10 protein-coding genes are annotated in these 12,793 nt (G+C 38.4%); 5 read left to right on the forward strand and 5 right to left on the reverse strand.

Annotated features, from left to right (window positions below):
- The first annotated feature begins 5 nt into the window (after positions 1-5).
- The 5 genes from IFO69_RS09780 to IFO69_RS09800 all read left to right on the forward strand — a co-directional run bounded on the left by IFO69_RS09780 (position 6) and on the right by IFO69_RS09800 (position 6,539).
- Positions 6-980 (forward strand): PorP/SprF family type IX secretion system membrane protein, encoded by a 975-nt coding sequence (locus IFO69_RS09780; RefSeq protein WP_192009924.1) that lies wholly within the window; start codon positions 6-8, stop codon positions 978-980.
- A 240-nt stretch (positions 981-1,220) separates the two neighbouring features.
- Positions 1,221-2,018, forward strand: a complete 798-nt coding sequence (locus IFO69_RS09785; protein ID WP_192009925.1) for a DUF5675 family protein — start codon at positions 1,221-1,223, stop codon at positions 2,016-2,018.
- Positions 2,015-3,745, forward strand: a complete 1,731-nt coding sequence (locus IFO69_RS09790) for an N-acetylmuramidase family protein (protein ID WP_192009926.1) — start codon at positions 2,015-2,017, stop codon at positions 3,743-3,745. Before IFO69_RS09785 ends, IFO69_RS09790 begins: the two co-directional genes overlap by 4 nt.
- A gap of 92 nt (positions 3,746-3,837) precedes the next feature.
- Positions 3,838-4,374, forward strand: a complete 537-nt coding sequence (locus tag IFO69_RS09795) for a DUF4230 domain-containing protein (protein WP_317173448.1) — start codon at positions 3,838-3,840, stop codon at positions 4,372-4,374.
- Positions 4,371-6,539 carry a DUF4230 domain-containing protein gene (locus IFO69_RS09800; protein WP_192009928.1) on the forward strand — a complete coding sequence of 723 codons (2,169 nt, stop codon included), beginning with the start codon at positions 4,371-4,373 and terminating at the stop codon, positions 6,537-6,539. Before IFO69_RS09795 ends, IFO69_RS09800 begins: the two co-directional genes overlap by 4 nt.
- 13 nt (positions 6,540-6,552) lie before the next feature.
- Here the strand turns inward: IFO69_RS09800 and IFO69_RS09805 are convergent, their stop codons facing one another.
- The 5 genes from IFO69_RS09805 to IFO69_RS09825 are packed head-to-tail and all read right to left on the reverse strand — an operon-like array spanning position 6,553 to position 12,770.
- Positions 6,553-8,895 carry a GMC family oxidoreductase gene (locus tag IFO69_RS09805; RefSeq protein ID WP_192009929.1) on the reverse strand — a complete coding sequence of 781 codons (2,343 nt, stop codon included), beginning with the start codon at positions 8,893-8,895 and terminating at the stop codon, positions 6,553-6,555.
- Complete coding sequence (locus IFO69_RS09810) at positions 8,879-10,585, reverse strand: ferric reductase-like transmembrane domain-containing protein (RefSeq protein WP_192009930.1); 1,707 nt, start codon at positions 10,583-10,585, stop codon at positions 8,879-8,881. Before IFO69_RS09810 ends, IFO69_RS09805 begins: the two co-directional genes overlap by 17 nt.
- Positions 10,575-11,990, reverse strand: a complete 1,416-nt coding sequence (locus IFO69_RS09815; RefSeq protein ID WP_192009931.1) for a patatin-like phospholipase family protein — start codon at positions 11,988-11,990, stop codon at positions 10,575-10,577. The genes IFO69_RS09810 and IFO69_RS09815 overlap by 11 nt, the downstream gene beginning before the upstream one ends.
- Positions 11,980-12,396 carry a DUF4345 family protein gene (locus tag IFO69_RS09820; protein ID WP_192009932.1) on the reverse strand — a complete coding sequence of 139 codons (417 nt, stop codon included), beginning with the start codon at positions 12,394-12,396 and terminating at the stop codon, positions 11,980-11,982. The genes IFO69_RS09815 and IFO69_RS09820 overlap by 11 nt, the downstream gene beginning before the upstream one ends.
- Positions 12,393-12,770 carry a patatin gene (locus IFO69_RS09825; RefSeq protein WP_192009933.1) on the reverse strand — a complete coding sequence of 126 codons (378 nt, stop codon included), beginning with the start codon at positions 12,768-12,770 and terminating at the stop codon, positions 12,393-12,395. Before IFO69_RS09825 ends, IFO69_RS09820 begins: the two co-directional genes overlap by 4 nt.
- Positions 12,771-12,793: the final 23 nt, after the last annotated feature.

A 12,793-nucleotide genomic window follows, 5' to 3' on the forward strand; every position in this document is an offset into this window, starting at 1 on the left:
AAATCATGAAAAGGACTTTAAAAATATTTATCATTGGCTTTTTGATTGGAAGTTTTGGCATAGGAAAAATATCAGCCCAACAGCTCCCCCAGTTCAGCCAGTATATGTTTAATGGCCTGCATATCAATCCAGGGTATGCAGGCTACAAAGGTGAACCTTATATTCAATCCACTTACCGAAGTCAGTGGGTTAATTTTCCAGGCGCCCCCAAAACCTTTACACTTACGGCCGACCTTAGTGCCAATGAAGGAAAAATGGGGTTTGGCATCTCATTTTTGAGTGATAAGCTAGGTCCAGCCAATACCAATGGGGCTTTGCTCACTTATGCTTATAGAATTCAAACAGGGGTGAATTCGTTTTTGGGTTTGGGAATTAGCGGTGGGGTTTCAGAATATGCGATAGATGGCTCCATGTTGGATCCCAATGATTACCCTGATGCAGAACTTCCGCAAGGAAGGATAAATCTCTTTACACCTAATATGAATGGTGGTATCTTCTTTCATACTACCCGGTTTTATGCCGGATTAAGTGCTTACAATATGGTTGGAAAAAAGTCCTTGGAAAGAGAAGATGTAGCATTGGCATATCATGACTTTCACTATTACTTGACTGCAGGACTAATGATTCCTTTTTCAGAGAATGTTCAGCTAAAGCCTTCATTTTTGATCAAAGAGGTAAAAGGCTCTCCTACCAATTTTGATTTAAATGCCATGTTTTTGTTTTATGAGAGAATTTGGTTGGGAGGTTCTTACAGGGCAAACAGCAAACTATGGAATGACAACTTAGAGGACAATCTGAATAATAGAAATGCCCTCGCCTTAATTCTTGAGATTTTCGCTACTAACAATTTCAGGATAGGCTATGCTTATGATCATAGTCTAAATGTTTTGAACAATTACAGAAACAATAGCCATGAAGTGTCAATAGGATATTATATCTCACCAAAAAATGTTAGAATAAGAAATCAAAGGTGGTTTTAGTTAAATTTTATAAAATAAACTGTTTGTAATCATTTTTGAGCTGTTTGTTTTTAGAGCATAGTTTTTACAGTTCTCCTACTATCTTTTTCTCCCTGATATTTACTGTTGGGCCGTTTTAAAATGGTTTGTCTTCTTATATCTTATTGATAATAAGTGATTTATTTGTTAAATTAAGTAGGTAGATTATTGGATATTGTTTTTGTTGATCAAACACCAAGATACACCACAAAACTGTTTAAAATGAAACGATTCATTGGGCTTTTAACCATTGCATTGGTAATTGTCATAGTCCTGATTTTTGTGACCAATCCTGAATTATTAAATAAGGTATGGCTCTATATTATTGGGTTTATTGGCTATATCGTGATGCTTGGGGAAAAGGGTGTTTCAGTGGTTAAGAAAGCATTTGGTAGCGATAAAATACCTCCAGATAATTTGAGTCAAAATATCTCAAATGAACAAGGTGTCAGGGAGTTAAGCCTAACTGAGCTTGAAAAGAAGGTAGCCGAAGTGGCAACCAGATTAAATAATGATCCAATAGAAGGTAAAGCGCTAGGAAACGGAACCGTTACCATCCTGAGGTATTTGGATGATGGTGAAAGTACTTTAGGATTATTGTTTTTAAGAAACCAATTCTTTGCCTATACTTTAGAAGATACTTTTAGAGCAGAAAAAATACATGGAAAAACCAGAATACCAGAGGGGTTTTATTCTGTCGATTTTTTAAAGGAGCAGACACCCAAGACACTGGCCTATCGAAATAGCAGGCCTTGGTTTGATTATCATTTGGAAATCAAGAACGTACCCAATTTCAGCAATATTTATATCCACGTGGGAAATACCCATGAAGATACTAAAGGGTGTATTTTAATAGCTGATGGGGTAAATGCAAGCACCTCCAAGTCTGTTGCCATGTCAAGGCAAGCCTATGAAAGGTTCTATAAAAAAATCAGCAGTTTACTGAAGTCAAATGAGAAAGTCAACATCCAGATCTATGATGAAGACTGGTTTGAAAAAAGCAAAATGACAACCATATGAACAAATTTATCCAACAAAATAAACTAGGGGTCCTGCGGGTAGTGACCATTTTTTTAATGGTGATACTATGTGCTGTTTTGGTTTACTTCCTTCTTGATAAGCAGGATGAAAAGGGTGCAGATATTGGTAAAACCCAACAGTGGATAGGAGTGGGAGCAGTCTTTCTGGTTGGAATTGCTATAATGTATAGCGTGGTTGTCAAATATTTCAGGTCACCAGAAAAGAAGAGAGGAATATATCGAAACAAGTACCATGATGTGTTTTTCAAGGGAACGGTAATTTTTGCCATTTTATTGGCAATAGGAGGGAACCTGTATGGGTTGCTTTCCTATTTCGAAGGAGGTAATCCTTATCGGATTGTCGGACTATCGATTACGGTGATTTGGTTAGCGGTTTTTATGATCTATTTTGTGTGGTCGGTATACTTTTACAATATCAATTATGGAATCACAGATGAGGAGTGGGAAAAGATTTTTAGAGCAAAAGAAATGAATGAGTTTGGTGTCACACATGATGACCCCGGCCTTGTGGAACCACTTTTTAATCCTTATCGAAGTCAGACCTTTGGTCTTCCTCCTGGGACAGTTAGAGGCATGATTGCTTTTACATTGCTGATTGGTGGGATTTCTTTATTGATCAGTAGTTATGGCCTTGATTATGTTTCCAATGCTGAGGTGGCACTTAGGGCAAAACAATTTGAATTTTTTGAAACAGCATTTTTGATGATGATAGCTTTTTATTTTGGCGACAAGTCTTTGAAATACCTTCAGAAAAGATGGAATGTAAATCAGGAACCAACGGAAGATAATGAGGAAGAAAATAGCCAGAAAACTTCTGGTAATCCTCTGGAAACAAAAACTACTGAGACCTTTAGCTTTCCTACTTCGGATCCAATGGCCATCGAGGACCAAGCTTTTTTAGAAGAAGATGAGATGTTTGCAGAGAGCAATAAAACAGCGGATTTAACCAAGCCAGTTACCCAACTAAAGAATGCTTTAAATACTACTCCAACACCCCCTGTTACAGCTATAGGTTCTGCCTATGTGCAAATCATGGACAATATCAATGCGAAGTTATTGATAGATGAAGAAATTAAAGAAGCCTTGGTTGATTTGAAAGCAGAAAAAGGAATTGAATTGACCCTACCTATTGTAAAGGCGGTTATATCTGTCGAATCTTCCGGGAGAGGACATTTGAAGGATGGTAGGGCAAAGATTCTTTTTGAGGGACATAAATTTTGGTATTGGCTGTCCAAAGCTGGGAAGAAAGAGGAAGAGTTAGTAGAACTTCAAAAAGAGCACCCCAGCATCATTTATCCAAAGTGGACAAGGGAATATTATGGTTTAGGGAAGGAAGAGTACAAGCGCTTGGAATTAGCCAAAAAAATAAATGAAAAAGCAGCAGTTTACTCTGCCTCTTGGGGCCTTTTTCAGATTTTAGGAGAGAACCTTGAAAACAATATTAAAAGCAGAAATTACAAAGACGTAGCAGAATTTGAGGCAAAGCAGCATGAAGCGGAGTACTACCATTTTCTTGATTTTCTAGCCTTTATCCAATATAAAAAATTGAAAGGCAAAGCTTTGATCAATTATATCGCGGAAGGAAATGAAGGTGGATATGATTGGGCATCCTTTGCTTATGGCTACAATGGTAGAGGTTATAAGGCCAATAAGTATGATCAGAAAATGGAAGCCGCTTATCATAAATTCAAAAAGGAATTGGGATGATTGGCTCCTTTACATATCGTTTCATATGTCATGTTTGTTATTGTGTTTGTCTGATATTTTTCTCTTGTAATCGAGACGAAAGAGCATTGGTGGTGGGCAAAATACAACTTGCAAGCGATTTGTCCACTACTGAGTTTGTGATTGATAAGGTTGTCTTTGGCACAAAAACTAAGAAACTGTTGTTGATCAATATCAGTGAAGCGCAATTTTTGGCTTATTCCAAAGCAACGGTCAAGACTGGAGTGGATCTCAGTAAGATTAGCCCAGAGGATATCTTAATTGATAGAAACAAAATTGAACTAAGACTTCCAGCTATTGAGGTAATCAACTTTTCTTATCCTCCATCTAGTTTTGTAGAGGACACTTTAGTCTCTGATACCAGGTCATTTCTTAATAAAATCAACATCCGAGACCAAGAAGAGTTTTTCCGATTGGCTGAATTGGACATTCGATCCAACCTTCAATATATGGGATTAGTGAAAACCTCCCAAGATCATACGCGAAAGATGTTTAAAGTACTTTTGAGTTCTTTGGGGTATAAGGAGGTTTACATTAGTTTTAAAAGTGACGAGCTATTAATTCCACAAGTGAATTTACTAGCGGATCAAGATCAAATTGTAAGTCCATGATCGGTTTACTGTTTAAAAATTGGCGCTTTATAATTGATATCCTATTGGTGATAGGAGTAGTAATTCTATTGTTTTGGTGGAACCCCCTGGGGATTTTTGGAGGAGGGCTTAAGTTAGAAGACACAGCTAACATGGTTACTGAGGTCAATGAAATTGGCGAGCTTGTGACGGCCGAATATTATGGAGAAGTCATTACTTCCATTGATGAAGCAAGACTTAATCCGATACAATCTGAGGACATAAAAGAGGAGATTGGCATCCTTCAGCTTGATTTGCTGGCAGCTTTAACCAATTTGACTAACTATCAAAAAAGACCTGTGGATGATAGGGTAGAAGAATATAGAGAATCCGAAAAGATCAATAATTGGAGAAGGATTATCAAGCATGAAGTAGACAGTAGAAATATAATGGAAAAGTTGGCGTATTTGGGGTATTTGGATGAAATAGCTGGTGATCCTTTGTATGATGATTTGATGGAGTTTTTATGGAGACAAGAGTTCGAACCTGCAACTGATAAGGAACCGAAAACCAGGGATCTTGAAAAGACCATGTTCCAACTTTATAATGGCCTTGATAATCAACAACCATTTAATGAAGAATTGAAAGTAGCTTTTATCAGTAACTATCATAGTAACCTCAATGAGAGTTTAAGTAGAAAAGAGTCCAGAAAGAGATTGACCATGATTGGTAGGGGTTGGGTAAAAGCTGGTTTTGATTTTGGAGAACTGGGGTCTGAATCGGTTGTCTATTATGAGGACAGGGGAATTGTACATATTATAGGCTTGACTCCTAAAATATTGAATGCGGACATAAATCCATGGTTTATCCCGGAAAAGGGAATTCCAGGTTTTCAGATTCTTGATGAGAAGGGTCAGGTAAATTTCCATGATGCCAAAAGGGTTAAGCAATACTGTATTGATAAGTTGACCATGTATGCTTACCAAGCTCAGATTCTTGAAAATGCCAGAAAACAAGGAGAAGAAACCTTGAAAAACCTTTTTTCTCTTTTGACTGGTCAAGAGATCAAACAAGTCGTTTTTCATAACAACCCATTTATTGAATTTGCCAAAGAAGCAGAGGAAGACGAATGGATAAGTTATTCGGAGGCTTATTTGTTTGATTCTTTGTTGAGAATAGAAATAAAGAAAATAGATTCCCTCAAAAATACGGTACAAAACCAGTCAATCAATAGGGGATTTGCTGAGGAAAACGAGAAGATTATTGTTCAAATTCTCCAAAGGTTCCAGCAATATCCTTATCTGGAAGGTAGGGACATGTTTAATTATTTTTCCCTGCAAAAGAGCAAAATAGCCGAGGACAGTTTGATTGATAAAAGGGAAATTGAATTATTACAAAATATGAGAGTTGGACTAAGTTTTGGATCAGAAATAAGTCAAATTCAATATGAAAATGTTTTCGATCCTTTGACTGGATATTGGTATGACCATCCCTTTAAATATGCTAAATCTTATAACGGGATGCTGAATGCACTTATTGAAATGGATTTGGGACTTACTGATGTGGATACTGCTACTTTACCGAAAACTGAATTTGATTTGTTATTAGTGAAAGATAGTATTAGGGTTTCCCATTATGAATACTTAGATCCCAATGAAGAAAAAGTTCTGGTGACGTATTTTTCCAAGAACTTTAGTGACAGTTTATATACCAATTGGCTCTATCCTATAGCCCTGAATTTGGACAGTTTATATGCTTTTAAGGAAATGGATAAGCCTTTTGAGGATAGTTTGTCCATAGCATCGGAGAATGTACTTCCAAAACGGACAACTGGTTTTTGGTATTTTGAATCTTCCTTGAACCCAACAGAGTCTTTTGCTGTCAATCTCAATCCTGAAAGTTTTTTGCCCAAACCGCTGCTTCTTAAGTTTGAAACAACTCCATACCTTTATCACTCTGAATTTGGTTTTTTTGGAAAGGGAAACTTTAATCTCAATGTAAGCGCGGACGCTCTATCAAATAAAAGAATACTCAATGAGCAGCAAACCAAAGAACTGAGCGGTTTTCTTAGTCTTATGATCCAAGTAAGGATAGCAGAAGATTCCAAATCACTTTTGGATAAAACGACAGATTGGGTCAATAGTAGAACCAAAGACAGAAAGGGCTCCCAAGTTTACTTTACCAAAAGAGGCTTTCAAGTGAAATAGTTAAGGGGATTAGCTATTTGATCTTTTTCACATAAGTTTCGAAAACATTTCCTGAAAAGAATTTTCCGAAAGCGGAAATAGCACTTAAGTTCTCTGAAGTGCCCGAAACATTAACAGCTTTCATGGTGGTCAATTGTTTCATAAAGTCCTCTGGGTGTATTTTCAGTTTGCCTTTTCCTAATGTTTCTCCTCTTGAATCAGCTCCTTTCTTGATAGTGATGAAGAGGGTCGTGGTATCTTTCCAAACGTCAAATCCTTTGTCATTATGGACATCCTTGTATCCTTCAAAATAGTATTTTTCACCTTTATGGTCTATTAAAGTAGAATTATAGATCATTTTCTTTCTTTCGGGATCAGCTTTATCTTCGATGAAGAGGTTAAAGGTTCCATATAGAGCAGTAAGTGGTTTAGGAGAAATGGCTGGTGCTGTCATACTTCCCATAAGGCCGGCCAAGTGGTTTTGATCTTTCACAAAAGTGTTCACATCTTCTGATAATATAGTCAAATTGAATTCGAAAGGCGAGTTGTTGGATTGCCCTAATTCATACCCTTTTTCATAGTCAGTCATTTCTCCCAAGCTAAAGTAACCTTTCATGGTTTCGGTAAACTGAACTCCTTTGGTTTCAATATTTTGACCTTTTTTGATAGAAGTGTTTTCGAAACTGTATTGGAGATTTTTCCCCATTGAATCAGCTATCAATTTACAACTTCTTTCGGCCAAAGCACTGATGGTGAGCAAAGGGTTGGTGCCTACGGGCCTCGGGAAAACTGCTCCATCCATGACGTAGAGACCATCGTATAGGTCTGTCCCTGATAGCCCTGAAAATACCTGTCCCTTATGATCCACCACCCCATTCTCAGCAGTATCTCCCATACTACAACCTCCCAATGGATGCACAGTCACCAGTTCATGATCCATTAATTTATTCCAAGTGGGATTAGGTACCCTGTTTCCGCCTAAAGCAGTAGTGGCAGAAAGCAATTCTCCGTTTACTTTATTGAAAATACCTTGTTTACCCACACCTTCCCAATTAATGATCAACTGATCATTCTCTAGTTCCATTTTGCCACTGGCATCATCATGGGTCATCACCAAATAGATTTGAGTGTGATTGACTGCACCATGAAACGGTCCTTTGAATATACTTACGATTTCACGCCACTTTTCTCTCCAAAAATCTTTAAAGCCCCTGTCTGTGTCATTTCCAAAAAACCTCGAAAATGTCACCAAGGAGCCTGCCATGATACCCCGAATAGGCCCAGGTACCGTACCTTCTTCAAGGGTCATTCCACTTTCCATATCATCCCGTTCTCGCATGTCTATGACGCTAGTGATGCAAGGCCCCACGTTGGCAATTCCTCCAGTGGCTTTTTTACCTAGACCAATACCGTTGATGGGCATGTCATTATTATATCCAAAGGCCAACACATCTCCATTTCCTGTCATTTTTTGGCCAAGAAGGGAAGAAAAAGTCAGCCCTTTTTGAGCAGATCTTAGTAGAATTTCTGTAGAGCCTAAAGAACCAGCACTAACGATAACCTTGTCAGCAAAGACAAATAATTCAGGAGCGTCAAATTTTTCCCTTCCCACATTGAGCAGTGAGAAAGACACCTTCCAGCCTTTTGTCGCCCTTTCGATATGTCTGACATCGATGTTGGTGAAAATTTCTGTCCCGTGATTATAGGCATCTGGTAAGTAATTCATGGCCGTCGTGTTCTTAGCCCCAACGTTGCAGCCTGTAACACAATCCCCACAATTGTTGCATTTAGGCTGCTTCACTCCAACATGATTTGCTTCTTGGTCTTTGAAATTGACATTGATATCCAGTAGCCTAAAGTCTTCTGACATATAATCTGCAGACTTTCTCATGGCCTGTGTCTTATTTAATAGGGGGTAACCATCTTTGTTTTCCGGATAGGGGGTGGGCTTAAGCATTTCCCAAGCCCTTTCCAATCCTTCCTGAAAAGAGCTTATGTCGTTTCGAAGAGCTTCTGGCCAAGCTTGGTCTTCCATCACTCTAGGGTCTGGCTTGATGGAGACATTGGCATTGACCAATGAGGTTCCGCCAAGTCCACAACCTTTGAATACACTGATGCCATTGCCTATGGTGAAATCATAAAGGCCGTTATTGTCAGCTGACTTTTTTCCTTTATTGAAGTTCATCTCTTTGGCAGCTTCAGCTAAAGTGTTTGGGAATTGACCCGGCAGAAACTCTTTCCCTTTTTCCATTAGACAGACAGAAAGCCCACATCTGGACATTCTGGAGGCGGCTATACTTCCTCCGTAGCCAGAGCCAATGACAATGACATCGTAGTGACTTTTTAACTCGGTTATAGGTCTAGAGAGCTTTTTCATGACGGATAATGATTGGGTTTTCGATTAATTCATATTGTATGGGACTACCTTTGAAAGTGGTTTGGTCTTTATCATCAGCATTGATAACTGTTTCTTGCCAGTCCTTGACCACCGCTTTGACACCAAAAGGATAGATGGTCATTGCTTCTGCATTGATATGGATTCTGAGAAAGTTCTTATAGCCTTCATGCCTAAAAGAACTTGATCCTTCGGTAATGTGGTTATCTAAAAAGTTGACGCTTATAAAAAGGTATATTCCAAAAATAACGGCACTGGTAATTCCTGAGATAATGATCAGCATACTAAAATAAATGACCAGATACTGCCAGCTATCATCCATCAAATTGAACAGTATGGATGTGATGTAGAGCATAAAATAAAAATTCGCCACATGGAGTAATCCATGGAAAAATCCAGCGATGTAATTCCAATTTCCACTACCAGAACTGTTATCCGTAAATAGAATAATTCCGCCCCATAAGATAAGGTTAAATACGATGACCATGACCGGAATATGGATATCAAAATAATAGTCATTAATGCTGTCTGGATTCAAAAAGATACTTAGTGGGCTATCTTGGTTCTTATGAAGCATCAAGGCAGTAAGTCCATGGAACAGACCAAAAAAGGCAATCATGGTCAGGCTGTAGATTGGAAAAACAAAGTTTTTTAATGCTAAAGATCTAGAATCATTTTTGGAAGGGAATGTGGCTTTCAAAGCGCCTGAACTTCCATATCTAGGTGAAATGCTATCTTTTAAAATATGGGTGAGATGCATAAAAGCGCCACCGCCACCTGCGGTGATCAACTGTCTTATTTGTCCTTTTTCATCTTTTTCTTCATATCGGGCGTAATGGTGAAGGTCACCGGTAAGGATAGTACTGATTTGGATGTTTTCATTCTTCCCATTGTAGCAACCATCGGATTTACCCAAAAGGATGTTATTGATAAAGAATTCAAAACGGTTATGAGAGGAGTTTTTTTGATCAAAAGACCGGTAAACCCAGCTGGGTTCTGCTGTAGCGATTATGATTTTGTCATTGGCCTGAATCTGGTGTTCAGCGATTTCACGAAAATACTGAATTTGGGGATAATCAATGTCTGAGTTGAGTTGAATATCCAATGCAATCAGCCAATAATTATGGGGCAGTTTTAAAGCAAAATAACTGCGACTTTGTTGGGTTCTCCAGTTACCTAAGGATCTTTTTTGACAGAAAATCCTCAAAAAGTTGGTCAATCCATCATACCAGTCATGATTTCCTGGAATGGCAAACAGGTCTGGTGGATTAGGATCATTGTCCTGCTTTGGAAATGCGGCATGATAAGGTCCTTGAAGCCTGTTTCGGTATTCTTCCAATTCAGGAGTAGGGTACACCTCATCCCCACCCATGACCAAAATATCACCTCTTTTGATAGGAGAACCATTTACATCTAGGTTTTCTTTGGCCAATAAACTGGCCATGGTGTAAGTGGGGTCAAAACCATCTCCTAGGTCTGAGATATAATCAATCCAGATTTCATTTTTTTCGGAATAGTCATATTGGTCTGGATTATCTTTGTCCAGCGCAGCTTGAATTTCCCTTTTGTCTGCAAAATTCCCAAAAATCCCAGAAATGATGGTTTTCATTCCGGTAAAGGCTAGTTGTTTGGGGTCATACCAGTTGACCATTTTTTTACGACTAAATTCCATAAGCGACAAAATCTTTGAACATGTTGAATTTTCCTTTGATACCTGTACCTGATCCACTGACAGTGGTCAAACTGGTAAAGTACCATGATTTTAATCTGTTGGATAGAGACTGGTACAATGTCCCTTCAAGGGCTACTTTTCCTTTCTGGTCAATTATTTGAATAGAAATACTTTTAAAGCCCAAACCAAAAATAATTTCCCATGGACCACTTAGTTTTTGTTTTGTGGTTAGAGTGTGGGTTTCTCCATTTTTAAGGAAGCTCCCTTTGATGATTTGATAAGGAATCTTGTTTTCTTTTTCAATAGAAATTTGGTGATCAAACAAGGCTGTTTCCTTTAGATGACCCTCTATGGCAATACTAGAATAACTTTCCACAATTTCCTGTTCATCACTGAACTTGGAATAACGATGATAAACAAAATATTGAGAGGGGACTTTGTCTGTACCTAAAGTCAGCCCTCCTTCATAAACTCCTCTAAAACTCAAAGTTTTGGAAGGTTCCGAGCAGCTAGTGGCTGTATGATCCAAATTCTCACCATTGTCATTCTTGCTCAGCAAGTATTCCTTAGCATGTTTATAGCCCATATTGATCAGTTCGCGGGCATTGACCTTATTAAAAAAGAAATCCGGGTCCAAGGGCAGTGGAATAGGAGATTTGATCACATAGAGCTTGGTAGGTTTTCTTTCGGGATGCAATTGGTCAAACATTTTGATTTGTTTATACTCTTCCAATAATCCACCATTCGCACTCATCTCAATCATATGGACATATTGATGAAATGCACCAGAAAGGTAAGTAGGGGTATTGCCAATAGCCCACACCAACCAGATTTCTTCAGCACCTTGGTTTACTGCTTCCATCAGATTGGCATCTTTGATCCAGACAGCGTCAGAGTACCAGTTGTTGTCTATTTTAAGGGCAGGCATAAATATGGGCAAAGAAACTCCGGCAATTAAATGTTCCTCTTTTGCGAGAGCGCATGGTATAGCTTCAATGGATTTCTGCGAAAAATTACAAACATTGAAAGTAGCATTGGCATGAGCTCCAGATTGGATCTGTTGGATGTCTATTCCCAAGTGTGGAAAAACTTTGTCTCTAATATTGTCCGCATCGGCATAGCCCTGCATTTTTAATGGCTTAAGGTAATTTTTAGCTCTTCTTCCTGATATAAAATGAGTCAGTTTTAGGGTTCTCCAATTTTCAGCCATTGATTTAGGTTTGAGGCCACTTGCTAGCATTCCTATATTGAAAATACCCCCTGATGTTCCATCCACATGAAAAAATTCTAAACCAGCTTCCTCCAAAGCCATGATTACTCCAGCCTGATAAGCTACTCTCATGCCACCGCCGGCCAGCACCAGTGACCTTTTGATACCGCTATTTGAACCTGGCCTAGTAAACATGGCTAATAAGCTTTGGTTTGGTATATTTATATATCAACCTCCAACCAATGGCCTCATAGATCAAGAAAAACTTGGTCAACAAACCATGTGTACCATCAAAAAGCCAGGAAAATACCCTAGCCATAATCCCCATTCCCATTATGAGTAAAAAGAGGGTGTTAAAAATTTTATACTGAAAAATATCCTTAAGGAAATACAAGCTAAATAGGCCAAAACCTAACTCCAAAGCCCTTAAAAATCGGTATTGACTGAGCAGATTGATACGTTTAAAGTCATTGAGTTGGTTTACATCCATGGAAAACAAGAAGCTAAAATCCCAACTTGGATAAATAAAAGCTCCCCGAAAACCAGCAAGGACCACAAGCCCCACATAAGTATAAAAGAAAAAGTAGCTGAGGTTTCTCATGGTTTTTGTAGGGTTGTTAAGTAATATAAAAACAAGCCAGCCGAAAATAAATCAAAGACAGCTACTCCCATGGCCATCCAAGAGAACAACCCATTGAAAACGCCAAGTGTAACGGCGATAAAAGCGCCTAGTTTTTGCATGGCACACCAAAAAACAGCTGTTTTGGAAGTATGGGTTTGGTAAACTGTATGCACCATTAAACTTCCGAACAAGGCCATAAACATTCCGATAATGCCAAATAAATGTTTGGTGGAATCACTGATTTCCGCACCAATGATCTTAAGGACCATTTCCGGCATAATCATTTGAGTGACACCAGAAATGATTGTGATAATTGATATTCCTATAACAATAAAAGTGAGGTTCTTTTTCATAGTGGGATGTAGGTTAATAGCAG

The sequence above is a fragment of the Echinicola arenosa genome, from assembly GCF_014841125.1.
GTDB classification, from domain to species: Bacteria; Bacteroidota; Bacteroidia; order Cytophagales; family Cyclobacteriaceae; genus Echinicola; species Echinicola arenosa.